This window comes from Streptomyces sp. NBC_00249 (genome assembly GCF_026342355.1).
Classification (GTDB): domain Bacteria; phylum Actinomycetota; class Actinomycetes; order Streptomycetales; family Streptomycetaceae; genus Streptomyces.
On record NZ_JAPEMV010000001.1, the window covers coordinates 228,838 to 255,038 of the forward strand.

The window sequence follows — 26,201 nt, forward strand, 5'->3', positions numbered from 1 at the left end:
GCCCGGTCCCGGGGTTGTTCGACAGCTTCGCTCTTGACACACGTCATGCTCGCACGGGCCGCCTCGGGGCCCTGCGCCCCGGTGGTCCCGCCCGCCCCGGCCGCTCCGGCCGGCACGCGGCCCGGGCCAACCCCTTGCCCATACATGTAAGTTGCGCTCACCATGAGGGGCCCTTACTCCCCACCCCGCGATGTGGAGCCCTCATGCCGCACCTGCTGCCCGACACGGGACCGCAACGCGTCATCGCCGCCTCGAACTTCGTCCACACCGTCGGCAGCGGCCTCTACCTGACCGCGGGGGTGCTCTACTTCACCCAGGCGGTCCGCCTGCCCGCCCCGCAGGTGGGCCTCGGACTCGGGATCGCCGGGCTGCTCTCGCTCGCGGTGGGCATCGCCGTCGGGCACCTCGCCGACCGCCGCGGCGCGCGCGGGGTCTACGCCGCCACCCTCGCCGTACAGGCCCTGGCGACGGCCGGTTTCCTGCTCGCGGACAGCTTCTGGCCGTTCGTGCTCGTGGTGTGCGTGGCGACCGGGGCGAAGGGCGCCGGGCTGGCCGCGCGCGGTCCGCTCATCCGGCACCACGGAGGGGCCCGGCCGCAGGAGTTCCGCGCCTATCTGCGCGCCGTGACCAACATCGGGATCTCGATGGGCGCCGTGCTCGCGGGCTGGGCCGTCCAGGTCGGCAGCCACAGCGCCTACCAGCTCCTCGTCGTCGGGAACGCCATCGCCTTCGCCGGCTCCGCGCTGATCGTGTTCCGGCTGCGGCCCGTCGCACCCGGGCCGGCCGTGGGCGGGCCGCGCTGGATCGCGCTGCGGGACCGGCCCTACCTGGCGCTCACCGCACTGGACGGCATCATGGCCATCCAGTTCAAGGTGCTGACCGTCGCCGTCCCGCTGTGGCTGATCGGGGCCACCGCCGCCCCGCACTGGCTGATCTCCGGCACCATGCTGCTGAACACCGTCATGGTCGTCACCTGCCAGGTGCGGGCCGGCCGCCGGATCGCGACCCCCGCGGCCGGCGGGTTCGCCTACCGCCGTTCCGGCTTCGCCTTCCTCCTGGCCTGCGTGCTGATCTCGCTGGCCGCGGGCCTGCCGGGCTGGGCCGCCGCGACGGTCCTGCTGGCCGGGGTCGCCGTCCACACGATCGGTGAGCTGTGGCATTCCGCCGCCGGGTTCGAGATCTCCTTCGCCCTCGCGCCGGAGCGGGCCACCGGCCAGTACCTCGGTGTCTTCGGCCTCGGCGCGGGCCTGGCCGAGGCGGCCGGACCCGCGCTGCTGATCGCCCTGTGCATCACCTGGGGCCGGCCCGGCTGGTACGTGGTCGGAGCCCTGTTCGCGCTGACGGGCCTGGCGGCGCCGCTCGCCGTCCGCCGGGCACAGCGCCGGCAGGACGCCGCCGCGCGGACGCGGTCCGGCGGCCCGCTGAAGCAGGAGCAGGCGGCCGCCGCGTGAGGAGGGCCGGGCGCACTACAGTGCCCGGGACCGCGTGGAGGGGGATCTCATGACCGGTCGTCCGGACGGCGTCCCGTACGGCGTCGGCCACATCCAGGTGCTGGAGGGGCTGGAGGCGGTGCGCAAGAGGCCCGGGATGTACGTCGGCTCGGACGGTGCGGGCGGGCTGCTCCGCCTGGTGGCGGAGGTCGTCGGGCACGCGGTCGCCGAGGTGGTCGCGGGACACGCCACCGCTGTCGACGTCACTCTCACCGCCGACGGCGGCGTGCGCGTCGCCGACGACGGGCGGGGCCTGCCCGTCGGCGTGGCCGGGCCCACGTCCGGCGAACCGGCGCTGGAGTCCGTACTGACCGAACTGCGCGGCGGCTACCCGGACTCCAGAGGGAGCTGCGGCACAGGTCTCGCCGTCGTCAACGGGCTGTCGAGGCGGCTGACCGCCGAGGTGCGGCGCGACGGCTTCCGGTGGACCCAGGAGTACGCGCGCGGGGTTCCGCTCGCCCCGCCGGCGCGGCGGGAGGCGACGGACGCGCACGGGACCACCCTCACCCTCTGGGCCGACGACGAGCTCTTCACGACGACGACCCACTCCTTCACCGCCCTGGCACGGCACGTACGGGAGTTGGCGTACCTGTGCGGGGAGCTCACCGTCTCGCTGACCGACGAGCGCCCGGAGGCGGACCGGAACACGGTCCGCTACCGCCGTGACGGCGGACTCCGGGGCTTCCTCACCCACCTCGACGCCCGCGAAGGGGAACCGGCGGCGCCGGTCCACCCCACCGTCATCGGTTTCGAGGCGGGCTCCTGCGAGGTGGCCCTGCGGTGGGACTGGCTGGGGCACCACCCGGAGGAGGCCGCGAGCATCGTCCGCCACGCGACGGCCCAGGCCATAGGGTGACCGGTTGTGAACGACGGAGCGAGCGGGCTGGAGAAGCTCGCGCGGGAACAGGCCGGACCGCGTGCCCTGCGGGGCGACGTGGCGTACGTACGGGAGCTGGGCGGGCGGCTGTCCGCAGGGCTCGCCGCCGCCGAGGAGGAGGTACGGGCGTACGCGCGGGGGCTCGCCCGGGTGGTGTGGACGCTCGCGCTGACGCCCGGCCGGGACTCCGTCGCGGAGCTGGTCCGGCTCTTCGACGAGCACGGCCCGTTCGGACGCTCGGGAACGGATCCGCGCACCGTGGCCTCCCTCCTCGCCGAGGCGCAGCGGCCCGCCGATCTGGCCGAGCTCCTCTACGACCGCCCGCGGCGGGACGGGCTCGACGAGATCCGGGCCTGCCTCTTCCACGAACTCCTGCTGCGCGGCGTCGACATGGACGCCCTGTGGCCGCTGCGCATGTGGCGGGCCGCCCGGCCCGAGTGGCACACGCTGTCGTGGCTCCCGGTGGACCTGCGGCCGTTCGAGGCCGGCGCGGCCTTCCCCCGCCGGTCGGCCGACGGCGGCCGCGCGGGCGGGGCGCGGACCGGACTCGGAGCCGAGGGCCGGGTGGACCCGCCGGTGCCCCGGACCGCGGAACGCCCACCGCTGCGGGAGATCACGACCGTCGAGGGCCACGAGAGCATCCTCTCGGCGCCGGAGACCGGCGAGTTCGGCGATGACCCGGCCGTCCGGGTTTTCATGATCCTCGTGCGGTCCGTAGTCTGGCCCGTCGTCGGACGTGAACACGCGCTACGAGGGGGACCGATGGGACGCATGAGCGACAAGCAGGCGACCGAGTACTACGAGTTGGCGTGGCGGCAGCGCAAGAGCGCGGAAGAGGCCTTCCGGGAGTGGGCGCTCGACAAGCACCCGGAGCAGCACGCGGCGGCGATGCTCCACGCCCAGATGGCCACCATGTACGCGGGCATGGCCGCTGCGGCGAAGACCGTCCTGGACTACTAGTCCGTCTCCGTGAGGACCGTCGCGCAGTCCTGCCACGCCCGCGCGCTCAGCAGGGGGCGCAGGCGGGTGAACAGGGCCAGGAGGTCCGCTCCCCACCTCTCGCGGAAGGCAGGGTCGACGCGGGCGATGTCCAGTTCGTTGGCGGCGGTCAGCTCCGCGAAGTCCTCGCGCTGCCGCCGGGACGGGGTGAACGTACGGCCGGTGAACCGGTCGTGGAAGGCCGGGTCGGCGCCGGCGAGCGTGGGGTACGAGGCCTCGCGCGCGCAGCTCGCGTAGAGGTACACGATCGCTTCGGCCTCGGCGCCGATCGCCTCGGCCAGCCGGGAGCGGTGCGTGAGCGGCAGCGGTGCGACGGCGAACCCGTCGGTCCCGTAGAAGGCGTGGCAGAGTCCGGCGAGCCGGAGCGCGGGACGGGCCTGCCAGGCTTCGAGTTGCCGGTGCACCCTGCGCAGGTGGGCACCGAGGGTGCCGCCGGGGTGCGGCGCGTCCGCGGCGCCGAGTTCGGTCAGGAGCCGCAGCGCCTCGCGCTCGGGGTCGGCCGGAAGGGGCATGGAGGGGGTCCTTCCTTCGCGGGCGGGGTGGTCGGGTCGACACCCGGCAGTTGCCCGAGCGGCCGTCCGGAACAGCGCTCGGGCCCCTGCCGGGTTGCCGCCCTTGGGCCCGAGAACGATGCTCACAGGGGCCAGGATCCAAGTCAATCCTCGGGTTTGGTTGCATGGACCCAAGCGGTAGCTTGGGTCCATGACGCTTGACGATCTTCGTTTCTTCGTCGCGGTGTGCAAGGCAGGATCGCTGAGCGCGGTGGCGCGCGACATGTCGTGCACACAGTCGGCGGTCAGCCAGCACGTGAAACGCCTGGAGCGGGAGCTGGGCCTCAGCCTGCTGGAGCGGCATCCCCGGGGGGTGGCGCCCACCCAGGCCGGGCACCTGCTGCGGGCCGCGGTCGAGGACGGCCTCGGCGGCATCGACCGGGCCCTGCGGGAGATCGAGGCCCTGGTACGCGGCGACGGCGGTTCGGTGCGGATCACCACGGGGGCGACGACGGTCCGGCACTTCATGTCCGACGCCATCGTCGAGTTCCGGCGGCGCCATCCGCAGGTCAGTCTGGAGTTCGAGACCGAGAACTCCACCCGGCGCTGCTTCGAGGCGCTCGCCTCCGGCGGTGTCGACCTCGCCTGGATCACCATCGGCGCGCCCGTCGTCCGGGGCATCGACCAGCGGACGGTGGTGGAACTGCCCTGGGCGCTGGCGGTCGGCGCGGACCACCCCCTCGCGGCGAGGGCGAGCATCGCCCCCGGGGACCTCGACGGCCTCGCGATCGTCGGGCTGCCCGGGAACTCGATCTCCCGGTCCCATCTCGACCACTGGCTCCAGGACGCGCAGGTCCGTCCGGTCCTCGACTCCAGCGTCGCGGACTGGGACACCGCGATCCTGCTGGCCGAGCTGGGCCTCGGCTGCGCGATCGTCCCCGCCCTGCCCGGCTGGCTCGGCCCCCGTCACAGCGGTCTGCGGCTGGTCCCGATCCCCGCCCTCCCGGTCCTGTCGGCCGGGTGGGCGGTCCGGAGCTGGGACGCGCTCTCCCCCCTGGCCCGGACCTTCGCCGACACCGTCGCCCGTACCTGCGCGACCCGGGCGACTCCGGGCTGACCGGCGCCACCGCCTCCTCCCCCGCGCCGGCCCGCCACGCCCTGCGCCGTGCCCGCCTGACCGCCACCGCGACCGCCGCGGCGATCGTGGCGCTGCTCGCGGGCTCCCCGTCCGCCGGGGGCTGCGCGCAGGCCGGGCACAGCCCCCGGTAGGCGGCCGGGACGAGGGGCCGGTGGGGGTTCCGGTGGGCGTGCCGCATCCCCGTTCTCCACTCGCCCCTTCGGGTTCAGCACCATGCCCGGGGCTTGTCGGCGCACGCCCGGGAGCGCGTGGAATACAGACGTGATGATCGTCTTGACTTGGATTGCGTCCACCATAGGATCGGGTTCGTCGGCAGCCCGGCCATTCCTCACATGAAATTCCTCAGCCCCGTGATCCGCCTGGTCCGGAAGGATTTCCCATGTCTGAGAACCAAAACCAGAACCACGACGCCATCGTCACGGACGCCGAACCGCAGGGTTCGGGCGGCTGCCCGGTCGCGCACGAGCGCGCCCCGCACCCGACCCAGGGCGGCGGCAACCGCCAGTGGTGGCCCGAACGCCTGAACCTGAAGATCCTCGCCAAGAACCCCGCCGTGGCCAATCCCCTCGGCGCGGAGTTCGACTACGCCGCGGCCTTCGCCGCGCTCGACCTCCCGGCGGTCAAGCGGGACATCGCCGAGGTGCTGACCACCTCGCAGGACTGGTGGCCCGCCGACTTCGGCCACTACGGCCCGTTCATGATCCGGATGGCCTGGCACAGCGCCGGCACCTACCGGATCAGCGACGGCCGCGGCGGCGCCGGAGCCGGCCAGCAGCGTTTCGCCCCGCTCAACAGCTGGCCGGACAACGGCAACCTCGACAAGGCCCGCCGCCTGCTGTGGCCGGTCAAGAAGAAGTACGGGCAGAGCCTCTCCTGGGCCGACCTCATGATCCTCACCGGCAACGTCGCCCTGGAGTCCATGGGCTTCGAGACCTTCGGCTTCGGCGGTGGCCGCGCCGACGTGTGGGAGCCCGACGAGGACGTCTACTGGGGTCCGGAGTCCACCTGGCTCGACGACGCGCGCTACACCGGCGACCGCGAGCTGGAGAATCCCCTCGGCGCGGTCCAGATGGGCCTGATCTACGTCAACCCGGAGGGCCCGAACGGCAACCCCGACCCGATCGCCGCGGCCCGCGACATCCGGGAGACGTTCCACCGCATGGCGATGAACGACGAGGAGACCGTCGCTCTGATCGCGGGCGGTCACACCTTCGGCAAGACCCACGGCGCGGGCCCCGCCGAGAGCGTCGGCCTCGACCCGGAGGCCGCCCCGCTGGAGCAGCAGGGCCTCGGCTGGAAGAGCACGTACGGCACCGGCAAGGGCGGGGACGCCATCACCAGCGGCCTCGAGGGCATCTGGACGAACACCCCGATCACCTGGGACAACACCTTCTTCGACATCCTCTTCGGCTACGACTGGGAGCTGTTCCAGAGCCCCGCCGGGGCCAACCAGTGGCGGCCGAAGGACGGCGCGGGGGCCGGCACGGTGCCCGACGCCCACGACCCGTCGAAGAGCCACGCCCCGACGATGCTGACGACCGACCTGTCGCTGCGGTTCGACCCGGCCTACGAGGAGATCTCCCGGCGCTTCCACGCGAACCCCGCCGAGTTCGCGGACGCCTTCGCGCGCGCCTGGTTCAAGCTGACCCACCGCGACATGGGCCCGGTCGTGCGCTACCTCGGCCCCGAGGTGCCGGCCGAGACGCTGCTGTGGCAGGACCCGCTGCCCCCGGTGACGCACCCGCTCGTCGACGCCGCCGACATCGCCGCCCTCAAGGCCCAGGTCCTTGCCTCGGACCTGACGGTGCCGCAGCTCGTGTCCACGGCGTGGGCCTCGGCCTCCTCGTTCCGGGGCAGTGACAAGCGCGGCGGGGCCAACGGTGCGCGGATCCGCCTCCAGCCGCAGAGCGGCTGGCAGGTCAACGACCCGGACCAGCTGGCGGGCGTCCTGCGCGTCCTGACGGGCATTCAGGAGGCCTTCAACGGTGCCCGGAGCGACGCGAAGCGGATCTCGCTCGCCGACCTGATCGTGCTGGCGGGCGCCGCGGCCGTCGAACGGGCCGCCGAGGACGCGGGCTTCACCGTCGAGGTGCCCTTCACCCCCGGCCGGGCGGACGCCTCTCAGGAGCAGACGGACGTGGAGTCCTTCGCCGCGCTCGAACCGGCGGCCGACGGGTTCCGCAACTACCTCGGCAAGGGCAACCGCCTGCCGGCGGAGTACCTGCTGCTCGACCGGGCGAACCTGCTGACCCTGAGCGCGCCCGAGATGACCGTCCTCGTCGGCGGCCTGCGCGTGCTGGGCGCGAACCACCAGCAGTCGCCGCACGGCGTCCTCACCACGGCCCCCGGGTCCCTGACGAACGACTTCTTCGTGAACCTGCTCGACCTGGGCACGACCTGGTCGGCGACGTCCGAGGACGCGCACGCCTTCGAGGGCCGCGACGCCGCGACGGGCGAGGTCAGGTGGACCGGCACCCGCGCCGACCTCGTCTTCGGGTCGAACTCGGAGCTGCGCGCGCTCGCGGAGGTCTACGCGAGCGACGACGCGAAGGAGAAGTTCGTCGAGGACTTCGTCGCCGCCTGGGACAAGGTGATGAACCTCGACCGGTTCGACCTCGCCTGACCGCCTGGCCCGGGGCCGGCCCGTGCGGGCTGGCCCCGGGCCAGGCGTCGCGGGGCAGACGGGAGTTTGACGACAGGCCCTAGCGGGGGGCCTGTCGGCACGCCCCGGTCGCGGCGGCGTCCGTCATGCCCGCCCCGGTCAGGGTGCTGACGCAGCCGGGCAGGTCGCCCACGAAGGCGACGGAGCAGGCCGTCCGGACGGCGTCCGTGACCGGGACGCCCGCGTCCTGGACGTGGTTCTCGCAGGCCTGGATGTCGGCGTGGGCCGCCGGCGGTACCGCGACGGCGACGAGGCCCAGGACCAGGCCGGCGAGCACCCCGCGGACACGCGACGACGGACGCATGCGCACGCACCTGTCCTCTCCGGCTCCCGCCGCACACCCCTCTTCCGACGCTAGAACACTCCCCGGGCACCCGCACGCGCACGGGCGCCGCGCCGGAGCACCCGCCGGGCCGTGCCTACAATCGTCGAATGATCTTCATTGTGGTGAAATTCCCCGTCAAGCCCGAATACGTCGACCAGTGGCCCGAGAAGGTCGCCGAGTTCACCCACGCCACCCGCGCCGAGCCCGGCAACCTGTGGTTCGAGTGGTCCCGCAGTCTGGAGGAGCCGGACACCTACGTGCTGTGCGAGGCCTTCCAGGACGACGCGGCCGAGGCCCACGTCACCTCCGAGCACTTCCGCAAGGCCCTGGAGACCATGCGCCCGCTGGTCACCCGTACGCCCGAGATCGTCAGCACCACCATCGAGGGCGCGACCGGCTGGAGCCGGATGGGCGAACTGCAGGTCGACTGACCGGCGGTCCGACCGGGCGGTCTGTCCTGACGGGTCCCCACCCGCCACACTGATGACGTACGGGGACGGCCCCCGAACGTCAGGAAGGCGGTGGGGTGTTGGCAAGCGAGCCCGGGCAGCAGTCCGATCCGGTCGTACGGCCCGCGGTGTGGGAGACGTACGGTCCGGCCGATCTCAGCGCGGTTCCGGTGTTCGCCGGAGGGTTCATCAACTTCGGCTACTGGAAGTCCGTCGACCTCGAAGGCCCCCTGTCGCAGGACGACCGGGTCCGCAGCGAGCAGGACCTCTACCGTCACGTCCTCGACGCCGCCGCCCCCTCCGGCGGGCGGGCCGTGGAGGTCGGCTGCGGACTCGGCCTCGGGTGCGCGCTCGCCCTGGAGGAGTACGTGCCCGCGGGGATCACCGGGGTGGACATCCACCCCCAGCAGCTCCAGCGGGCCCGCGACACCAACGCCCGCCTCCTGGCGGCCCGCCCCGACCGGCTGCGCTTCGTACTGGGCGCCGCCGAGGACCTGCCGTTCGGCGACGGGGAGTTCGACTGCCTGTACAGCGTCGAGGCGGCCCAGCACTTCCCGGACCTGTCGGCGTTCGCGCGGGAGACGGCGCGGGTGCTGCGGCCCGGCGGGCGCGTGGCGGTCGCCAGCTTCTTCACCGTCGACGCCGCGCCGGCGCACGCCGACCGGCTGGCCGGACTGCTCGACTCGTTCGCGAGCGGCCTGGACATCGCCCGGCCCGTGTCCGGGCTCACCGATGCCCTCGCGGACGCCGGCCTCGTCGACGTCCGGGCCGACTCGATCGGCCCGCAGGTGTGGCCGGGCTGGGACCGGTGGCTCGCCCGCCTCTGGGAGCCGGGGACCTGGCCCCGGAACTTCCTGGCGGCCTGGGAGGCGCGCATCCTCGACTACTACGTGGTCACGGCCACCCGGCCGTAGCCGCAGGACGGATGGCGCACCGTCAGAGCCGGCTGGCGGGACTGTCAGTGGCCGCGGCTACGGTACCGGTATGACCACGCTCCCCGTCGAACACTCCTGGGCCCGGATCGAGACCTGGCTCGCACAGCACGCTCCCGTCAGCCACGGCCTGCTCAGGCCCGCGGCCCTTCCCGAGGAGGTCGCGGCGGCCGAGCTCCGTCTCGGGGTGACGTTCCCGCCCGACCTGAGGGAGTCGCTGCTGCGCCACGACGGCGTCCGGCTCCAGGACGGGACCGTCACCCTCGGCTACTACGGGCCGCTGTCGGGCGTCGAGGACATCGTCCGGAGCACCGAGTTCCTGCGCGGCATCGGAGCGGACCTCGCGGAGGACGAGGACGAGGACGCGGAGGACGAACTCGACGAGGAGGAAGCCGACCAGTACGCGTACTGGCCGCACGAACGGCTGCTGATCACCCTGGGCATCGGCTGGCAGTCCTCCGACGGACTGTTCCTGGTCAGCCGCCGCGGCCCGCACCACGGGCGGGTCGGCCGGTACTTCGACGAGGACCGCCCCTCCTTCACGCCGTGGCCGGGCCTGCGGCACGTCCTCGCCGACTTCGCCACGGCTCTGGAGAGCGGCACGCCCTTCAACGGGCGGACGCCGCTCGCCTTCGAGGGCCGGCTGATCTGGGACGACGACCGGACGACCGTCCCGGATCCGCTCTCCCCCCTCGGCCTCGCCGCCGGGGCCGCCGAACCGCGGCCGGAGTCCCCGGCCGAGCCGGCCCCGCCCGCCCCGCGGCCCGACGGGGCGTACGCCGTCTTCGGCTTCGGAGCCCTGGCCGAGCAGGCGCCGCCGCCCGTGCAGCCGGACGTCGTGTTCGTGGCCGGGATCCCGCCCGAGGAACTGCTGGACCGGCTCGGCGCGATACCCGCGACGGCCGGGCCGCGCAGCCGGGAGCAGGCGCGGCTGTCCGCCGCCGCGCCCTGGGCGGCGTACCGTCCGATGGTGCGGGCCGGGTCGTGCGGCGGCGGCTGGTCGTACGCCACCCAGGAGGGCGGCGACGCCCAGTTCGGCCGCCCGGAGGTGCTGCGCCGGCTGTCCCGCGGGACCCGCGTCGTGAGGCTCGCGAAGCAGGGGCCGGAGGTACGGGTCACCGTCGTCGAGGACGGCACGGAGCGTCCCGAGGCGGCCCGCCGGGTCGACTCGCCCCGCGAGGACTACGTGACCGGGCCCGACGGACAGGAGTTCCAGCGCGTCGGCGTCGATCCCTGGCCCGGCTCGACGGCCGCGTACCCCCGGCTGCTGGCCGGCCTGGAGACGGCGTACGGCATCACCTGGAACCCGGAGGACGAAGGCGACGGCCCCGTGCCGAGCGCGCTCCTCCTGCCGGTCCTCGACGACGTGCCGCCGTCCCGGCACCCGGTCACCGAGGTACGCGGCCTCGACCTCGGCGGGCTCGTCGAGGGGACCCCGCCGCAGCGGCTGCGCTCCGCGACGGCGGCGCAGCTCGCGCGGCTGGCGTCCGAGACCGGCATCGACACCTACCCGGAGATCGCGGGGGCGCTGGAGCGGATCCACCGGGACGAGCCGGTGGACCTCCCGGCCGACGGGCCCCTCGACCTGCGGATGAGGACCCTCGCGGCGGAATCCCGCGCGGCCCGGGGACTCCTCGACGCCGCCAGGCACCAGCCGGACCCGGCGCCCGTCACCCCGGCCGACCACGCCGCGTGGGCGCTGCGCGATGCGGCGGCGGGCGCGCTGCGCGCCTTCCTGCTGCTGCCGCTGCCGGCCGCGGCGGAGACGGTCCTGAGCCGGCGCCTGTCGATCCGCTGGCGCGACGACCTGGCGGCGGACCTGGCCGGCTAGCCCCGGGAGCAGGGCGGCCCGGACGGGGTTCCCTTCGGGAGGCGCTTGCGCTCGTCGTCGGTCCAGTCCCGCCCGACGGCGGCGCAGAGCGTGCGGAACTGGACCTCGGGGCGGAGGTCGAAGGTCCGGCGGCCCCTCTTGCTGTCGATCAGCAGTTGGTGGTCCCGTGTGAGCTGCGCCGTCGCGTTGGTGACCTCATCGTCGTTCTGGTCCGCCACCGCCAGCGAGAGGGAGGATCCCCTGGCCAGGTCGTGGACCACAGCCCGTCCCTTCCGGTACGTGACGAGACTGCCGTCCGGCGTGAAGCCGATCAGCTCGCTCAAGGTCGGCAAAGGCACCTGTTCAGGCAACCGTTCCTGGTGGTCGACGTCCCACAGGCGCGCCTGTCCGTCGAGGCTCTTCACGGCGAGCCGCGAGCCGTCGGCGGTGAAGACGATCCCCGTGCCGGGGGAATCCGCGACCTGCGACACACTGACGGCGGGGCCTGTCAGCATCGCGACGCGCTCCGGGGTACGGACGTCCCACAGCAGGATCTCCCCGCGACCAGCTCCTGCCCTGGTCACGACCGCAACCTGCCCAGGATGCCCGGGACGGGCCGTGAGCTGGCCGTTCTTGAAGAGGTCACCGAGGGGGCCGTTCGAGTTGGGTCCGGGGTGGGCGAGAAACGGCTGAGCGAGAACGGTCCCGCGGGTGGCGTCGAGGCGCACCAGCATGCCGCCCTCGGTCAACAGGGCGATCTCACCCCCCTGCACTCCGACGACGCTGTCGACCATCGCACCCTGCCGTACCTCCTGCGGGATCGGGACGCTCCGGCCCAGGTCGGACGCCGGGTAGGAGCGGTAGAGGCCGTCCTGACGTCCCCAGAGCACCACCTGCTGCGAGTCCGCGGTCCACGTCAGCCTCCAGCCCCTGGCCTCGGTACTGGCTGGGACCTCCACGGACCTCAGGACCGTGCGCGAGGCATCCAGGACCTCGAGGGTCTTCTCGTAGACGCGGGCGACGAAGCGCCCGTCGGGCGACAGTGCGAAGCACCCATTCGAGCCGTACCCCGCCTTGAAGCGTGCGGGGCCCGACTGCTCGGCCCGCACGGCCATCAGCGTCCCCCCGACGGCTACGAGAACGGTGAGACCACCGTCCGCACGCGGCACCGCAGCGACCATCGGTGGGCCCTCGTCGGTGATCTCGCCCGATGTGGGCAGGCGTGTGCGGTAGGCCTGCCCCGTGCGCACATCAGCCAAGATCGACTCGACGTACCCGCCCTCCTTGACTTCCTTGAGATCTTCGATCCTGTAGTTCCCAGTGCCATCGCTGAACGTCCCGATGTCGGGGAGTGCGAGGCGCGGCCCGGGCGTGCGGCCCAGTGCCTGGGCGTACGCCCGGCCGTCGGCCCCCGTGGTCACCACTTCTCCCCCGGCTCCGAGAAGCTTCGTGACAGAGGAAGCCTCACCGGCCGCCGAACCCGGACGGTAGAGCTGACGACCTGTGGTGAGGTCCTTGACCTCCACCTGTCGCACGCTCCCGTCCAGGCGGGTCACGGCCACCGCGCTCGGGTCGGTGGTGAATGCCGCCTCGTCCACCCTGTATCCGGCCACGAGATCGTCCGCGACAGGCAGTCGGTCACCGGAGGGGACTTCCCATGCTGCGGCGAATGCCGGAACGCACCTGGCGGGGGCTTCGCGGCACGCCGAGCCGCTGTCGTGCATCGTGAGCAGGAGCCGCTTCCCGTCGCTGCTGAAGTCCAGGGTCGCTCCGAACCGTTCGGCGGTCTCGTGCTCCCCGCGGTTCAGGACGACGGGATGCTCCGGGTCGTTCATCCGCCACAGCCGGACCGCATCCCCGGCGGCGACGGCGTAGAGGCTGCCGTCCGGACTGATGGCGCTGACGAGTTCGCCTGCGGGCACTCCGCCGAGGTCCGTCGTCCGGATCTTTCCTTCGAGGGCACCCGTGACGACAGTGAACGTCCATGTGACACCGCCCTCCGGCTTCAACCCGACGACGAGGGTACGGCCGTCCGGTGTCGCATCCATGCCGTCTATCTGGCCCTTCCACACCGCCGGATGGGCGCCCACCAGGTACTGATCCCGCACGTACTGGTGCATCAGCGCGTCCCGGGTCTTCGGGCTCTGCTGAATGCTCCATGCCGCCAAGGCCAGTTGGAGTGCAGTGGCCGGGTCGTCGGCCGGGGTGTCCTCCGCCTCCTGGGCCAGGATGGCCGCCGCCTGGATGCGTAGCTGTTTCTCCGTCTCGCGCAGGCTCCGCGCGTTGGACACGGCCAGGACCACGGCCAGCACCGTCAGGACGGACAACGCCGCCACGGCGGCCTGTCGGGCGCGGGCGCCGCGTCGGGAGTGGCGGCGGCTGAGGTGGACGTAGCCGCGTTCCTCGGCGGCGATGTCGTCGGGGTGCGCCGCCAGTCGGCGTTCGGCTTCGGCGAGGTCGGTGCCGCTCAACAGGCGGGCTTTCTCGTGCTGTTGTGCCTGCCACCGCCGCAGGTCGGCCCGTAGCTGCTCCTGCCAGGCGCGGAAGTCCCTGGAGTCGGCCAGCCATTCCTTCAGGCGCGGCCAGAGCCTGGTCAGGGCCTCGTGGGCGAGGTCGACGATCTCCTCGGCGCCGCCCGGGGCCCGGGAGAGGACGACGAGCTTGCCGGGCGCCAGTTCCCGGGCCAGTGCGACGAGTTCGGGTGCCAGGTCGGCGACGCGGGTGGGTCGGCGAACGAAGGAGTCGCCGTCGGGGCGGGCCAGCTGGACGAACAGCCGCCGGGCGAGTTCCCGGCGGGTCGGCGTCAGCCCGTCGAGGGTGTCGTCCGCGTATCCGACGAGGGCTCCCGCCACCCCGCCCAGCGCGTCGTACGCGGCGTGGGTCAGCATCGAGCGGCTGCGGCGCTCCCACAGTTCGGTCAGGGCGAACTGGACCAGCGTCATCCGACCGGGTTCGGCGCCCGCGTCCGCGACGATGCGCTCCGGCAGCCCCGGTTCGAACCACAGGCCCGGTTCGGCGTCGACGGGCGCGGTCACCGCCTGTTCCAGGCCCTCGGCGGCGAGCGGCGCCAGGAACTCCACGGCGTCGCTGACCAGGTCGGACGTGTCGGCGGTGACCAGGACGTCGAGGGAGTCGGGGCGGGCGGTCGCCACGACCCGCAGCACCGCCGCACCCTCCCGGCCCGCCAGCGCGGCGAGGAGCCCCAACAGCCGGCGTGCGGAGTCCGGTTCGGCGCCCGCGTACTCCTCCAGCTGGTCGACGAAGAGCAGGTGGCCGGCCTTCTGCGAGCGGGCGAGGATCCGCCGGCGTAACGCCGCCGGGACGTCCTGCGCGCCGTCCAGCAGTCGCGCCAGGTCCTCGGCCCTGGCCAGCGCCTCGATCTCCCCGAGCTCCGGTTCCAGGACCCCGACGAGCGCCCCCGCGAGGACGGCTGCGGCCCGTACGCCGGGTACGGGCCGCAGCTCGGTCACGCCCATCCCCTCGGCCCGGAGCCGGGGCAGCACTCCGGCGCCGACGAGGGAGGACTTCCCGCAGCCCGACGGGCCCGCCACGAGGGTCACCGGGCGTCTGCGGACGGCCTTGTACACGCGGGCGGTGTCGCCGTCGCGGCCGTGGAAGAACTCGGCGTCGTCCTCCGCGAAGGGTGCGAGGCCCTGGAAGGGGCAGCGGGGCAGCAGGGTGCGTTCGTCGACGAGTTCGGCGGAGGGCAGCAGGTAGGCGGTGCTCTCGCCCCGGTGCGCGGCGACGGTCATGCCGACGACGCCGTCCTGGGCGTCGTCCCAGACCGGGGACCCGCTGAACCCGCGCGAGATCCTCGGTCCCGTCCCCCGGACCTCCATCTGCACCCAGCCGGCGCCCTGTCCGGCCTTCAGCACCCCGGAGGCCCACACGCCGTGTTCGGCGCCGGCCGGGTAGCCGAACGCCCGGAAGGCGTGGTCCCACACGCCGGTCCCGTCGGCCAGCGGTACGGGGCGGGCGCCCTCGACGGGGGCCGCCAGCCGCAGCAGGGCGACGTCCTGGTTCCCGGGGCGCCACGACACCACGGCCGCCCGTACCGCCGGACGGCCGGCCAGCAGGGGGAAGTCCAGTTCCACGGCCTCGGCGGGGGCGTCCGGTGTGCTGTCCGGTGTCCCGAGCGCGCCGGTGACGACGTGGGCGCAGGTGCACACCACGTCGGCGGCGATGAGGAAGCCGGCGCCGACCACCTCGCCCCCGGCCGTGCGGACGCGTACCTGCGACGCCTCGAACCCCTCGCTCCTCCGCACAGCGGCCATGCGCTCCCCCGGTGTTTTCCCCGTGTCCCTGTTGCGCCTCGGGGGCCAGGATGGTGCGCGCGGGCCGCTCGCACAACGGGTTCCGCCGTGTCGTGCCGGTCGGCCGCGGGCCCCGGGTCGCACCATGGGGCGGGGACCGCCCGGCTCCCGGGAAGGGGCGCGGTGCGCATGGGTACGGACGAGGGCTTCCTGACGTGGGTGCGGAGCGCGCTGTACGAGGCCGAACGCGCGCTCCACGACGGCGACCCGGCGCCCCGGCGGGCGTTGTGGTCGCGCGAGGAGCCGGTCAGCGTCCTGGGGGCCTGGCGCGACGCACGCGGGCAGCGGGAGCTGGACGAGCTCTTCGCCGCCCTCGGGGAGAGTTTCTCCGACTGCACCTCGTACGCCTTCGAGCTGCTGGCGTACGACGTGGTGGGTGACCTGGCCTACACGGCGGGCCGCGAGCACGTCTCGACGTCCGTCGACGGCCGGCCGCGTACGTACACCCTGCGCGTGACCCAGGTGTATCGCCGCGAGGGCGGCGCATGGCGTGTGGCGCACCGTCACGGGGACACCGTGACCGAGTGACGGCGCGGCCCGGCACGGGCGCGTGGACGGAAAAGCCCCGCCCTCCGTGAGGAGGGCGGGGCCTTCGTCGAGCGCTGGGCAGGCCTTGCACCTGCATTCCCCCACGGGAAGTGGGGTGTCTTTCCTTGGACCACCAACGCCGGTCCCACCACCGCGAGTCGCGGCCGGGAGCGTGAGATCAACTATATCCCACGCGGTGGCGGGTCAGGGCACGAGGACGACCTTGCCGGCGACGGTGCCCGATTCGGCCAGCCGCATCGCTTCCGCGACCCTGGAGAGGGGGATCTCGGCCGCGACCTGGGCGGTGATGTCGCCGCGCCGGAGGGCCGTGAACACCTGGGTGAGGTCGGAGCGCAGGCGGGCCCGGAAGCGGTTCCTGGCGTAGGCGCGGCCGGCCCAGACGTTGAAGAAGTACGCGTGGCGGCCGTTGGGCAGCGCGTTCCACAGCCACACCCGGCCCAGGAGCCGCAGGACGGGCCAGGTTCCGGAGCCCTCGTCGTCGCGGGTGGCGGCGCTGCCGTAGGAGACGAGGGTGCCGCCGGGGGCCAGGAGCCGCCAGGAGTCGACGACGCCGCCCCCGCCGACGTGGTCGAACACCGCGTCCACGCCGCCGGGCGCAAAGTCCCGTACCCGCGCCGGGACATCACCCGAGCGGTAGTCGACGGGGGTCACCCCGAGTGCGCGCAGCGCGTCGTGGTGGCGGGGCGAGGCCGTGCCGATGACCCGGGCGCCCGCGGCAAGGGCGAGCTGGACCAGGATCGAGCCGACCCCGCCGTTGGCGCCGTGGACCAGTACGGTCTGCCCCGTCCGGACGCGGGCCTTGCGGTGGAGCATCTGCCAGGCGGTGATGCCGTTGACGACCGCGGTCTCGGCGGCCGCCGCGCCGAGTCCTTCGGGTACGTCCACCAGATCGGCGGCGTCGAGCAGGACGTGGCTGGCCCAGCCGCCGGTCTTGGTCAGCGCGGCCACCCGCTTGCCGAGCAGGTCGGGCGCGACGCCGTCGCCGACGGCCCGCACGGTGCCGACGAGGTCGTACCCGGGGACGAAGGGGAAGGGCGGCTGGTCGTAGTACCGGCCCCGGCGCATCTGCTGCTCGGCGAAGGACACGCCGGTCGCCTCCATGGCGATCAGCGCCTGCCCGGCCGCCGGTACGGGCACGGGCCCGTGGCGCAGCTCCAGCCCTTCGGGCTCGACCTTGCCCGGCAGGACGACCTCGACGCGCTCGACGGTGTTCATGACTGACTCCCACTATTGGTTGGCTTCAGGCTCTCGTATTCGTTAGAACCTATAACCAGAATGAGGAGCGACAGTGCGGGTGTCAAGGGAATGACTCGATCGTTCGCGAGCACCCATGCCGATAGTGATACGTTCTAACCAAAATGAGCCGTGGAGAGGTGGCAGGCATGTCCGGGAGTACGACGAGCCCCCGCGAGCGGTACCGGCAGCAGGTACGCGCGGAGGTCAAGGAGAAGGCCTGGCAGCAGATCGCAGGGGCGGGCACCTCCGCGCTGTCCCTCAACGCGATCGCCAAGCAGATGGGCATGAGCGGACCCGCCCTGTACCGGTACTTCGCCAACCGCGACGAGCTGATCACCGAGCTCGTCCGGGACGCCTACCGCAGCCTCGCCGACGCCTTCGTGGCCGTCGGCGGCGACGGCCACGGCGACGGCGAGGGTTCAGGCTCTGCCCGACTCGCCGCGCTGGCCGGGGCGTTGCGACGCTGGGCCCTGGAGGACCCGCACCGCTACTTCCTGGTCTACGGCACCCCCGTGCCGGGCTACCAGGCGCCGCAGGACGTCACGGAGACCGCCTCGGAGATGATGGCGGTCCTGCTCGACGCCTGCACGGCAGCCGTGGGGCCCCAGGTGGCCGCCCGTGCCGTCGACGCGCACCTGGCCGGTCACCGGGAGTGGGCCGGCAGCCACCCGGACGCCCCGCCGGCGGCGCTGCGCCTGGCGCTGGCCTTCTGGAGCCGCCTGCACGGCGTGCTCTCGCTGGAGCTGGCGGGCCACTTCAACGGCATGGGCCTGGATCCGGCCCTGCTCTTCGCGGCGGAGCTGGACGGGCTGACCGCCCGCTGAGCCGATGCCGAACCGGCGCCGCCGTACCGCTACGCGTTGCGGATGGCGTTCACCAGTCCGGCGACGAGGTGCGCCCGCTCGGCCATGGCGTCGATGACGAGGTACTCGTGGTCGGCGTGCGCGCCGCCCCCGACCGCGCCGAGGCCGTCGAGGGTCGGGACGCCCAGTGCGGCCGTGAAGTTGCCGTCGCTCCCGCCGCCGACGGCCTTGCCTTCGAGGTCCGGGAGCAGCTGCCGCGCGACCGCGAAGAGTTCGGCCGAGGCGGACTCGGGCATCGGGGGCCGGCTGATGGCTCCCTCGACGGTGATCCGCGCCTCGTCGAGGTGAGGAGCCAGTGCGGCGAAGGCGGCTTCGACGCGTTCCCTCTCCGCGGAGGACTCGACGCGGACGTCGACGACGACGGTCGCCTCCGCCGGGACGACGTTGTCCAGGGTTCCCGCGGACGCGACGGTCGGGGTGACGGTCGTACCGACGGCGGGGCGCGCCAGCGCCGCGATGTCGAGTACCTGGTGCGCCGCCTCGACGAGGGCGTTGACCCCGGCGGCGGGTTCGAGTCCGGCGTGGGAGGCGCGGCCCGCGATGGAGACCTGGAACGTGCCGCAGCCCTTGCGCCCGGTCTTCAGGCCGCCGCCGTCCGCGGCTCCCTCCAGGACGAGCGCGGCGCCGCAGGCCAGGGCGCGTTCCTCGATGAGGGCGCGCGAGGAGCGGGAGCCGACCTCCTCGTCGGCCGTCACCAGGATCTCGACCCCGGAGAGGTCCTCCAGCGTCGCCAGACCGTGGAACGCCTGCACCAGGCCGCCGAGCATGTCGAAGACCCCGGGGCCGGTGGCGTGTCCGTCCTCGGTCCTGAACGGGCGGCGCTCGAGGGTGCCGAGCGGGAACACCGTGTCGTGGTGACCGAGGATCAGGACGCGGGGCTCGCCGCCGCCCGTCCAGTGGACGTGCGGACCGGCCTCGCTCTCGACGAGGACGGCCTCCCCGCCGAGGCGGCTCTCGATGACGGAGGCGACGACCTTGGCGGAGGCCGCCAGGGCGTCGACGTCGCGCGAGGGCGACTCGACCTCGACGAGCGTCCTCAGGTCGTCGAGCATCGCGTCAACACTCACATCAACGGTCTTGTGCATCGTCACATCGCACAGGGTAGCTGGCACGCCGCGCACACCCTTGCCCGCGCCTGCCACGACGGTCCTCCCCGATGCGGTAGCGCGCCGTGTGACGATGACCCGTCAGCACATCAGCACCTCATGGGGGGACCATGCGCACCCGCACCACCGCCACGACCGGCCTCCTCGCCGCGCTCGTCGCCCTGTTCGTCCTGGCCGGCTGCACCTCGGCGGACAGCAGCGGGGGCCGGGACGGGACGGCGAAGCCGGGGGCCGGCACGACGGCAGCCGGCTCCGCACCCCCGCCCGCGCAGGGCGGCCCCGGCGGGTACGAGGGGCCCCGGCCGCAGGACCAGAACCTGCTGGCCTGGACCGGTGACCCCAACGACGCCGGACACGTGACCGCCCAGTCGGCCGCCGGGGTCGGCGGACGGGTCACGCTGGTACGCATCACCTTGCGCGAGCAGATCACCTGGTCCAACATCTGGCTGGGCCTGGCCGGCATCGACCCGAACGCCCAGCTCACCAACTGCTACCTCGGCGTGTACGACGCGGGCGGCGCCCTGGTCGCGGCCACCGCCGACATATCGCCCCAGCTGATGACCGAGGCCGTCGCCAAGCCGCTGCCGCTCGCGAAGCCGTTCGCCGCCCCGCCCGGGACCTACTTCATCGCGCTCCTCCTCAACGGCACCTGGGCCACCAACGCGCTGACCCTGAAGGCCACCGGGGCCGGCATCTCGGTCAATGCCGGGCTGACGCCGCCGAAGCTCCGCTACAGCACCGTGCTGACCGGCCAGAGCTCGCTGCCGCCGAACGTGAACCTCTCCGAGCAGTCCACCAGCACCATCAACACCGGCTGGGCCAGCCAGTGGTACGCCGTGTCCTGAACGCCCCCCGGCGCCCCCCTCTCCCCCTCCCTCGTCTCAGATGGTGATCACCGTCTTGCCCAGGAGCGCGCGGGACTCGATCGCCTCGTGCGCCGAGGCCGCCCGCTCCAGGGGGAAGGTGCCCCCGATGACCGTGCGCAGGGTGCCCTCCGCCGCGGCCCGCAGGGCCCGGGCCGCGAGTTCGGCGTGCTGCGGGGCCGTCAGCTGGACGTCCCCGATGCCGAGCAGTCGGACACCCCGGGCGGCCGCGTCCGCCGCGTCCACGGCGGCGAAGCCGCCCGTAGGGGCTCCGTGGGCCGAGAACCGGCCGCCGTCGGCGACCAGGGCGAAGGCCGCCAGGCCGATGTCGCCGCCCACCCCGTCCAGGACGACGTCCGCGCCGTCGCCGCCGAGGGCCTCGCGCGCCCGCTCCGCCCAGTCGGGGCGGGCGGCGTCGACGACGGCGTCCGCGCCCAGCTCCCGTACCAGGGCGGTCTTGCGGTCTCCGCGTGCCACGCCCACCACGTGGGCCCCGGCCGCCTTCGCGAGCTGGACCAGTACGGTGCCCATGCCGCCCGACGCACCCACGATCAGCACCCGCTCACCGGGCCGTACGGCCGTCGTCGCCATCAGCTTGGCCGAGGTCACACCGTCGTGGACCAGGGCCGCGGCGTCCGTGAAGCTCACCTCGTCCGGTACGGCGGTCAGTGCTTCGGCCCGGGCCACGGCCAGTTCCGCGTAGCCGCCGCTGATGCCGATCGAGGCGACGACGCGGCGGCCGGTCCAGGCGGGGTCCACGCCCTCGCCCGTCGCGCGGACGGTGCCGGCGATGCCGCCGCCGGGCACGTACGGCGGGGTGACGGGAAAGAACTCGCGGCCCCAGCCGGAGCGGACCTGGGTGTCCACGAAGATCGTGTCCACGGCCGCGACGGCCACCAGCACCTCCCCCGGACCCGCCACCGGCTCGGGCACCTCCACCGGGACCAGTACCTCCGGGCCGCCGAATCCGATCGCCTGTGTCGCACGCATGGCGCTCACCTCTCCCCCTGGCGCTGCCGGACGTTCCGGCCGCCGTGCTGCGAGTCTCGGACGTCAAGCGCGGTTGAGGTCAAGCGATCTTCGCGGGGCGTTCCGTGCGGGTGCGGGGCCGGTGCGGATGGGGGAAGCTGGTCGTGGACCTGACGGAGCACGAGGAGGTCGCGTGGACGTGGACGACGCCTCAGGAAACGCGGGGCCGGCCCCCGCTCCCGCCCGCCGCTCCGGCGTGCGGACGGCCGTGCTGCTGTGCGCAGCGGCGGCCCTGACCGCGGGCGTCATACCGGCGTCCGCGCAGACGCACACGCAGACGCGGGCCGGGGCGGATCCGGTGGTGGTCGTCGACTGCTTCTCCAAGGCGCAGGTGCGCCCGGAGGAGTACCTGCTGGCCTGCGGTGACGGCAACAACCAGCTGGTGCGGCTGCGCTGGGACTCCTGGGGGCCGCGGACCGCCACGGCCACCGGCACCGACATGGTGAACGACTGCCGCCCCTACTGTGCGGCGGGCCGCTTCCGCGCCTACCCGGTGACGGTCACCCTGGCCGACCCGCAGCCCTGGCCCGGGCACCCGGGTACCGAGCGCTTCACGACGATCCGGCTCCTGTACACCGACACCGCGCCGTCCCCCGTCCCGAAGGACGTGACGTACAAGCTCGTCTACTGACGCGCGGGCCAGGGCCTGTCGGCCGGGGTCAGGATCCGGTCGGGAGTTCGCCGCTCAGGCTGCGGTGGATGCGGGCGCTGTGCTCGTTCAGGCCCGTGATCTCGACGGTCTTGCCGCGCGCGGCGTACTTCGTCTCCACCGCGTCCAGGAGGGCGACGGTCGAGGCGTCCCAGATGTGGGCCGAGGACAGGTCGATGACGACCTTGTCCGGGTCTCCCGCGTAGTCGAACCGGTTCACGAGTTCGTTGGACGAGGCGAAGAACAGCTCTCCGGTGACGGCGTAGACGACCTGCGTGCCGTCGGGGTCGGTGACGGCGGTGACGTCCGCGAGGCGCGCGACCCGTCGGGCGAAGACGACCATGGCGGCGACGGACCCGGTGACGACGCCGACGGCGAGGTTGTGGGTGGCCACCACGCAGGCCACGGTGATCACCATGACGGCGGTCTCCCCGGCCGGCATCCGCCGCAGCGTCCTCGGCGCGACGGAGTGCCAGTCGAAGGTCGCGAAGCAGACCATCACCATGACGGCGACCAGCGCGGCCATCGGGATCTCGGAGACGACCGGGCCGAAGGCGATGCACAGCACCATGAGGAACACGCCCGCCAGGAAGGTCGAGAGCCGGGTCCGGGCGCCGGACACCTTCACGTTGATCATGGTCTGGCCGATCATCGCGCAGCCGCCCATGCCGCCGAGGAACCCGGTGACGATGTTCGCGATGCCCTGTCCGACGGACTCCCGGGTCTTGCTGGAGCGGGTGTCGGTGATCTCGTCGACGAGCTTCGCCGTCATCAGCGACTCCATCAGCCCGACCAGGGCCATCGCGAAGGCGTACGGCGCGATCGTGGTCAGGGTCTCCAGGGTGAACGGCACGTCCGGCAGCCCGGGCACCGGAAGGGCCGACGGCAGGGCCCCCTTGTCGCCGACGGTCGGCACCGCGATCCCGGCCGCCACGGTGACGGTGGTCAGGACGACGATCGAGACGAGGGGCGCGGGCACCACGGCGGTGATCCTGGGGAGGAACACCATGAGCGCCAGGGCGGCCGCGAACAGCGGATACACCGCCCACGGCACGTCCAGGAGCTCACGCGTCTGCGCCAGGAACACCAGGATCGCGAGCGAGTTCACGAAGCCGACCATGACGGAGCGGGGGACGAACCGCAGCAGCCGGGCCACGCCGAGCGCGCCGAGCAGGATCTGGAACACGCCGGCGAGGATGACGGCGGCCACCAGGTATCCGAACCCGTGCTCCCGGTTCAGCGGGGCGATGACGAGGGCCACCGCACCCGTCGCCGCCGAGATCATCGCCGGCCGGCCGCCGACGACCGCGATGGTCACGGCCATGGTGAACGAGGCGAACAGGCCGATCGCCGGGTCGACCCCCGCGATGACCGAGAACGAGATGGCCTCGGGTATCAGCGCCAGCGCGACGACGAGCCCGCCGAGCACCTCGGTCCGCAGCACCTTCGGCGAGAGCCAGGCCGGCCGGGGAGGGCGGAGGCGCGGCCACAGCGGTATGGAGGGGGTGGAGGAGGGCATTGGTGGGGCGGACCTGTCCTGTCGTGAACGCGAAGACGCGGGAAGGGCCCGGCCCGACAGGACCGGGGACGGGGTGTGGACACCATCCGTGGCCCCCATGAAGCGCCTGCCAGGATACCACCCCCTCCTCCACCGTTTCCCCTGGTCAGAGCCCCGGCGCCGCTGTGTCCGTGAGGAAGTCCCGCAGGGCGACGAGCTCGTAGCCCTCGGCCTGGGCCGCGTCGATGATGCGGGGCAGGGCCTGGGCGTCGAGGACGACGCCGTCGCCGGTGCTGCCGACGTGCATCTGCAGGATCGCCCCGGGCGTGAACGCGTCGACGGCCCGCCGGACCGCCTTGTCGACGCTCATGCCGCCGCCGGGACCGAGGTAGCCGTTGGTGTCGGCGGTGAACTCGATCGCCGCGTAGCCGAGGTCGTTGACGTCGGCCACCGAGTCCGCCGTCGTCGCGCTGTACGGGAACCGGAAGAGCGGCAGGGGCTCGGCCCCGGCGGCCGTGCGGATCGCCGCGTCGGCGCTGCGGACCTCCTCGGCCCGCTCCTCGGTGTCGAGGTCGGCGAAGTAGGGGTGGCTGTAGGAGTGGTTGCCCAGGCCGTGCCCGGCCTGGGCGAAGGCGCGCACGGCGGCCGGGTGGGCGTCGGCGAACGCGCCGGTCGGAAAGAAGGTGGCGGGCAGCCGGCGCCGTCTCAGCTCGGTCAGGACGGTGTCGATCCCGCTCTCGTCCCAGGCGGCGTTGAAGGTGAGTGCCATGACCCGGCGCGAGGTGGGCAGCCGGCGGATCTCGTCGCCGAGCAGCGAGGCCGGAGGGCGCGGGCCCGCCGCGGTCCGGGGAGCGGAGCGCCCGGGTGCGGCCCGGGCACCCGTGCAGGGCAGGAATGCCGCGGCGGCCAGCGCCACCAGCGCGGTGCGTCGTCCCGTACCCGTCATCGTCTCCGTCATCGTCGCTCCTTCCGGGGCCCGACCGGGGTGGCGGCCCGCTCACGACTGTCCGGCGCGGGCGGCCCGGTGTCGCGCAGCCGTGCCGGAGCACCCGGGTGATCCTCGGCCCCGGCCTCCTCGGCCTCGACCGGTGTCCCCGGTCGGCGGGCTGCGGCAGGAGCGGAAGGGAATCTTTCGTCATCTGACGAAATTTTGGGGCATTCTGGGGGTATGAAGGACATGGCTGCCGGGGTACCGGCCGATGCCCCCGCCCCCGCTGCGCGCCTCGCCGCCCTCGCGTCGGCGGTGGCCGACGAGACCCGGGCCGCCATCTGCATGAGCCTGCTCGAGGGGCGCGCCTGGACGGCGGGCGAGCTGGCCCGGATCACGGCGGTCGCGCCGTCGACGGTCAGCGGGCACCTGGCCCGGCTGATCGAGGCGGGCATCTGCGTGACCGAGCGGCAGGGCCGCCACAGCTACGTGCGGATCGCCGACGCCGCGACGGCCCGTCTGGTGGACGAGCTGGCCACGCACGCGGTCCCGGGCCGGGACGCGCCGCACACCACCCCCGTGGTCCTCGCACCGGACCCCCTCGCCCGGGCCCGTACCTGCTACGACCACTTCGCGGGGCGGCTCGGCATGGCGGTCACCGATGCCATGGAGCGGCAGGGGCTGCTCGACACCGAGGGGGTGTTCGCGCTGACCGGGTCGGGGCTCGACTGGTGCGCGCGGGCCGGCGTCGACCTGGCCCGGCGGGGGCGCAGGCCCCTGGCGAGTTCCTGCCTGGACTGGACCGAGCGGCGCCGCCACCTGGGCGGTCTGGCGGGGGCGCGGCTGTGCGCGCGGGCGCTGGAGGAGGGGTGGGTGCTGCGGGCGGCGGACGGGGGCCGGGCCCTGGAGGTGACCGGGGCGGGCGCGGGGGCCTTCGGGGAGCTGCTGGGGATCACGCCCGACGCATGGAGCTGAACGCGGGCGAGCACCCTCGGATATTTCGGTGGACGCCGAAATGTTTCCTCCCTACGGTGAGGGCATGAAGTCTCGCCTGAGCCTGATCCCGCCCGGCGTCCTCACGGCCGGAGCCATCTCCGTCACCGTGTTCGCCTGGGCCTCCGCCTTCGTGTCCATCCGCAGCGCGGGCGCCGCGTACTCCCCCGGGGCCCTGGCCCTCGGACGGCTGCTGGCCGCCTCGGTGGTGCTCGTCGTCCTGCTCCTGATACGCCGTGAGGGCCTGCCGCCGCGGGAGGCCCGGCGCGGGATCGTGGTGTCAGGACTGGTCTGGTTCGGCGGCTACATGGTCGCCTTGAACTGGGGCGAACGCCTGGTCGACGCGGGTACGGCGGCCCTGCTCGTGAACATCGGGCCCATCCTCATGGCGCTGCTCGCGGCCCGCCTGCTCGGCGAGGCGCTGCCGCCGCGGCTGCTGGCCGGGATGGGCGTGTCCTTCGTCGGCGCGGTGGTCGTCGGCCTGTCCATGTCCTCCGGCGAGGGCAGTTCCACCTCGGTGCTCGGGGTCGTGCTGTGCCTGCTCGCGGCCGTGGCGTACGCGAGCGGTGTCGTCGCGCAGAAGCCCGCCCTGTCCTTCGGGACCCCCTTGCAGATCACCGCCTTCAGCTGCCTGACCGGCACCGCCGCCTGCCTGCCGTTCGCGGGGCAGCTGGTGGCGGAGCTGCCGACGGCTCCGCTGTCCGCGACGCTGAACATGGTCTACCTGGGCGTGGTGCCGACCGCCCTCGCCTTCACCACCTGGAGTTACGCGCTGTCGCGCATGCCGGCCTCGAAGCTGGGCGCGACGACGTACGCCGTGCCCGCCATCGTGGTCGGACTGAGCTGGCTGTTCCTGGGCGAGATTCCCGCCTGGCTGACCCTGCTGGGCGGTGTGCTCTGCCTGGCCGGTGTGGCCGTGTCCCGCCACCGCCCGAAGGCCGGCGCCCCGGACGGCCCCCGCAGTGCGCCCCGCCGCCCCGAGAACGCGGACACCTGACGGT

Annotated in this window: 22 protein-coding genes; 14 read left to right on the forward strand and 8 right to left on the reverse strand. The window is 73.5% G+C overall.

What is annotated here, in order from left to right:
• The first annotated feature begins 203 nt into the window (after window positions 1–203).
• Genes OOK31_RS01090 through OOK31_RS01100 form a run of 3 tightly spaced genes read left to right on the forward strand, consistent with a single transcriptional unit; the run spans window position 204 to window position 3,327 of the window.
• On the forward strand, window positions 204–1,451 hold the full coding sequence (locus OOK31_RS01090; RefSeq protein WP_267010394.1) for an MFS transporter: 1,248 nt from the start codon (window positions 204–206) through the stop codon (window positions 1,449–1,451).
• 49 nt (window positions 1,452–1,500) lie between these two features.
• Window positions 1,501–2,346 carry an ATP-binding protein gene (locus OOK31_RS01095; protein ID WP_267010395.1) on the forward strand — a complete coding sequence of 282 codons (846 nt, stop codon included), beginning with the start codon at window positions 1,501–1,503 and terminating at the stop codon, window positions 2,344–2,346.
• 6 nt (window positions 2,347–2,352) lie between these two features.
• On the forward strand, window positions 2,353–3,327 hold the full coding sequence (locus OOK31_RS01100; protein WP_267010396.1) for a DUF6183 family protein: 975 nt from the start codon (window positions 2,353–2,355) through the stop codon (window positions 3,325–3,327).
• Here OOK31_RS01100 and OOK31_RS01105 read toward each other — a convergent pair.
• Complete coding sequence (locus tag OOK31_RS01105) at window positions 3,324–3,878, reverse strand: DUF6817 domain-containing protein (protein ID WP_267010397.1); 555 nt, start codon at window positions 3,876–3,878, stop codon at window positions 3,324–3,326. The two genes, OOK31_RS01100 and OOK31_RS01105, sit on opposite strands and share 4 nt — an antisense overlap.
• 190 nt (window positions 3,879–4,068) lie before the next feature.
• Here OOK31_RS01105 and OOK31_RS01110 point away from each other — a divergent pair, with 190 nt between their 5' ends.
• On the forward strand, window positions 4,069–4,974 hold the full coding sequence (locus OOK31_RS01110; RefSeq protein ID WP_267010398.1) for a LysR family transcriptional regulator: 906 nt from the start codon (window positions 4,069–4,071) through the stop codon (window positions 4,972–4,974).
• Window positions 4,975–5,374: 400 nt separating this feature from the next.
• A complete protein-coding gene (gene katG, locus OOK31_RS01115) occupies window positions 5,375–7,618 on the forward strand; it encodes a catalase/peroxidase HPI (protein ID WP_267010399.1) in 2,244 nt (747 codons plus the stop codon).
• Window positions 7,619–7,697: 79 nt separating this feature from the next.
• Here the strand turns inward: katG and OOK31_RS01120 are convergent, their stop codons facing one another.
• A complete protein-coding gene (locus tag OOK31_RS01120) occupies window positions 7,698–7,961 on the reverse strand; it encodes a hypothetical protein (RefSeq protein ID WP_267010400.1) in 264 nt (87 codons plus the stop codon).
• 128 nt (window positions 7,962–8,089) lie between these two features.
• On the opposite strand from OOK31_RS01120, the gene OOK31_RS01125 reads away from it, so the two are divergent.
• The 3 genes from OOK31_RS01125 to OOK31_RS01135 all read left to right on the forward strand — a co-directional run bounded on the left by OOK31_RS01125 (window position 8,090) and on the right by OOK31_RS01135 (window position 11,194).
• Window positions 8,090–8,413, forward strand: a complete 324-nt coding sequence (locus tag OOK31_RS01125; protein ID WP_267010401.1) for a putative quinol monooxygenase — start codon at window positions 8,090–8,092, stop codon at window positions 8,411–8,413.
• A gap of 98 nt (window positions 8,414–8,511) precedes the next feature.
• The gene (locus OOK31_RS01130) at window positions 8,512–9,345 is read left to right on the forward strand and encodes a class I SAM-dependent methyltransferase (RefSeq protein ID WP_267010402.1); all 834 of its coding nucleotides are present in this window, start codon (window positions 8,512–8,514) and stop codon (window positions 9,343–9,345) included.
• A gap of 70 nt (window positions 9,346–9,415) precedes the next feature.
• Window positions 9,416–11,194 carry an SMI1/KNR4 family protein gene (locus tag OOK31_RS01135; protein WP_267010403.1) on the forward strand — a complete coding sequence of 593 codons (1,779 nt, stop codon included), beginning with the start codon at window positions 9,416–9,418 and terminating at the stop codon, window positions 11,192–11,194.
• Here OOK31_RS01135 and OOK31_RS01140 read toward each other — a convergent pair.
• Window positions 11,191–15,447 carry a trypsin-like peptidase domain-containing protein gene (locus OOK31_RS01140; RefSeq protein ID WP_267010404.1) on the reverse strand — a complete coding sequence of 1,419 codons (4,257 nt, stop codon included), beginning with the start codon at window positions 15,445–15,447 and terminating at the stop codon, window positions 11,191–11,193. The two genes, OOK31_RS01135 and OOK31_RS01140, sit on opposite strands and share 4 nt — an antisense overlap.
• Before the next feature lie 168 nt (window positions 15,448–15,615).
• Here OOK31_RS01140 and OOK31_RS01145 point away from each other — a divergent pair, with 168 nt between their 5' ends.
• Complete coding sequence (locus OOK31_RS01145) at window positions 15,616–16,014, forward strand: nuclear transport factor 2 family protein (RefSeq protein WP_267010405.1); 399 nt, start codon at window positions 15,616–15,618, stop codon at window positions 16,012–16,014.
• A gap of 204 nt (window positions 16,015–16,218) precedes the next feature.
• On the opposite strand, the gene OOK31_RS01150 is transcribed toward OOK31_RS01145, so the two are convergent.
• Complete coding sequence (locus tag OOK31_RS01150; protein ID WP_267010406.1) at window positions 16,219–17,250, reverse strand: medium chain dehydrogenase/reductase family protein; 1,032 nt, start codon at window positions 17,248–17,250, stop codon at window positions 16,219–16,221.
• 167 nt (window positions 17,251–17,417) lie between these two features.
• Between OOK31_RS01150 and OOK31_RS01155 the strand changes: the two genes are divergently transcribed.
• Window positions 17,418–18,095: a TetR/AcrR family transcriptional regulator gene (locus OOK31_RS01155; protein WP_267010407.1), complete on the forward strand. Its 678-nt coding sequence runs from the start codon at window positions 17,418–17,420 to the stop codon at window positions 18,093–18,095.
• A gap of 29 nt (window positions 18,096–18,124) precedes the next feature.
• On the opposite strand, the gene OOK31_RS01160 is transcribed toward OOK31_RS01155, so the two are convergent.
• Window positions 18,125–19,225: a M20 family metallopeptidase gene (locus tag OOK31_RS01160; RefSeq protein WP_267010408.1), complete on the reverse strand. Its 1,101-nt coding sequence runs from the start codon at window positions 19,223–19,225 to the stop codon at window positions 18,125–18,127.
• 125 nt (window positions 19,226–19,350) lie between these two features.
• Here OOK31_RS01160 and OOK31_RS01165 point away from each other — a divergent pair, with 125 nt between their 5' ends.
• Entirely contained in the window at window positions 19,351–20,085 is a 735-nt protein-coding gene (locus tag OOK31_RS01165) for a hypothetical protein (RefSeq protein ID WP_267010409.1), read from the forward strand.
• 36 nt (window positions 20,086–20,121) lie between these two features.
• Here the strand turns inward: OOK31_RS01165 and OOK31_RS01170 are convergent, their stop codons facing one another.
• A complete protein-coding gene (locus tag OOK31_RS01170) occupies window positions 20,122–21,093 on the reverse strand; it encodes a zinc-binding dehydrogenase (protein ID WP_267010410.1) in 972 nt (323 codons plus the stop codon).
• A gap of 172 nt (window positions 21,094–21,265) precedes the next feature.
• Here OOK31_RS01170 and OOK31_RS01175 point away from each other — a divergent pair, with 172 nt between their 5' ends.
• Window positions 21,266–21,763, forward strand: a complete 498-nt coding sequence (locus OOK31_RS01175; RefSeq protein WP_323188168.1) for a hypothetical protein — start codon at window positions 21,266–21,268, stop codon at window positions 21,761–21,763.
• A gap of 28 nt (window positions 21,764–21,791) precedes the next feature.
• Here OOK31_RS01175 and OOK31_RS01180 read toward each other — a convergent pair whose 3' ends face one another.
• Together OOK31_RS01180 and OOK31_RS01185 are read right to left on the reverse strand one after the other, a co-directional pair.
• A complete protein-coding gene (locus OOK31_RS01180) occupies window positions 21,792–23,300 on the reverse strand; it encodes a SulP family inorganic anion transporter (RefSeq protein WP_267010411.1) in 1,509 nt (502 codons plus the stop codon).
• Between the two features lie 145 nt (window positions 23,301–23,445).
• Window positions 23,446–24,237, reverse strand: coding sequence for a polysaccharide deacetylase family protein (locus OOK31_RS01185; protein ID WP_267010412.1), 792 nt, complete (start codon window positions 24,235–24,237; stop codon window positions 23,446–23,448).
• Between the two features lie 219 nt (window positions 24,238–24,456).
• Here OOK31_RS01185 and OOK31_RS01190 point away from each other — a divergent pair, with 219 nt between their 5' ends.
• Both OOK31_RS01190 and OOK31_RS01195 read left to right on the forward strand, forming a co-directional pair.
• On the forward strand, window positions 24,457–25,182 hold the full coding sequence (locus OOK31_RS01190) for a helix-turn-helix transcriptional regulator (RefSeq protein ID WP_267011790.1): 726 nt from the start codon (window positions 24,457–24,459) through the stop codon (window positions 25,180–25,182).
• Between the two features lie 64 nt (window positions 25,183–25,246).
• Window positions 25,247–26,197: a DMT family transporter gene (locus tag OOK31_RS01195; protein WP_267010413.1), complete on the forward strand. Its 951-nt coding sequence runs from the start codon at window positions 25,247–25,249 to the stop codon at window positions 26,195–26,197.
• The last annotated feature ends 4 nt before the right edge of the window (window positions 26,198–26,201 follow it).

Coding starts and splice junctions, on each gene's coding strand:
- OOK31_RS01135 (WP_267010403.1), top strand. CDS start 9,416: ATGACCACGCTCCCCGTCGAACACTCCTGGGCCCGGATCGAGACCTGG.
- OOK31_RS01155 (WP_267010407.1), top strand. CDS start 17,418: ATGTCCGGGAGTACGACGAGCCCCCGCGAGCGGTACCGGCAGCAGGTA.
- OOK31_RS01190 (WP_267011790.1), top strand. CDS start 24,457: ATGGCTGCCGGGGTACCGGCCGATGCCCCCGCCCCCGCTGCGCGCCTC.
- OOK31_RS01165 (WP_267010409.1), top strand. CDS start 19,351: ATGCGCACCCGCACCACCGCCACGACCGGCCTCCTCGCCGCGCTCGTC.
- OOK31_RS01180 (WP_267010411.1), bottom strand. CDS start 23,300: ATGCCCTCCTCCACCCCCTCCATACCGCTGTGGCCGCGCCTCCGCCCT.
- OOK31_RS01090 (WP_267010394.1), top strand. CDS start 204: ATGCCGCACCTGCTGCCCGACACGGGACCGCAACGCGTCATCGCCGCC.
- OOK31_RS01145 (WP_267010405.1), top strand. CDS start 15,616: ATGGGTACGGACGAGGGCTTCCTGACGTGGGTGCGGAGCGCGCTGTAC.
- OOK31_RS01150 (WP_267010406.1), bottom strand. CDS start 17,250: ATGAACACCGTCGAGCGCGTCGAGGTCGTCCTGCCGGGCAAGGTCGAG.
- OOK31_RS01105 (WP_267010397.1), bottom strand. CDS start 3,878: ATGCCCCTTCCGGCCGACCCCGAGCGCGAGGCGCTGCGGCTCCTGACC.
- OOK31_RS01095 (WP_267010395.1), top strand. CDS start 1,501: ATGACCGGTCGTCCGGACGGCGTCCCGTACGGCGTCGGCCACATCCAG.
- OOK31_RS01195 (WP_267010413.1), top strand. CDS start 25,247: ATGAAGTCTCGCCTGAGCCTGATCCCGCCCGGCGTCCTCACGGCCGGA.
- OOK31_RS01125 (WP_267010401.1), top strand. CDS start 8,090: ATGATCTTCATTGTGGTGAAATTCCCCGTCAAGCCCGAATACGTCGAC.
- katG (WP_267010399.1), top strand. CDS start 5,375: ATGTCTGAGAACCAAAACCAGAACCACGACGCCATCGTCACGGACGCC.
- OOK31_RS01170 (WP_267010410.1), bottom strand. CDS start 21,093: ATGCGTGCGACACAGGCGATCGGATTCGGCGGCCCGGAGGTACTGGTC.
- OOK31_RS01110 (WP_267010398.1), top strand. CDS start 4,069: ATGACGCTTGACGATCTTCGTTTCTTCGTCGCGGTGTGCAAGGCAGGA.
- OOK31_RS01140 (WP_267010404.1), bottom strand. CDS start 15,447: ATGGCCGCTGTGCGGAGGAGCGAGGGGTTCGAGGCGTCGCAGGTACGC.
- OOK31_RS01120 (WP_267010400.1), bottom strand. CDS start 7,961: ATGCGTCCGTCGTCGCGTGTCCGCGGGGTGCTCGCCGGCCTGGTCCTG.
- OOK31_RS01185 (WP_267010412.1), bottom strand. CDS start 24,237: ATGACGGAGACGATGACGGGTACGGGACGACGCACCGCGCTGGTGGCG.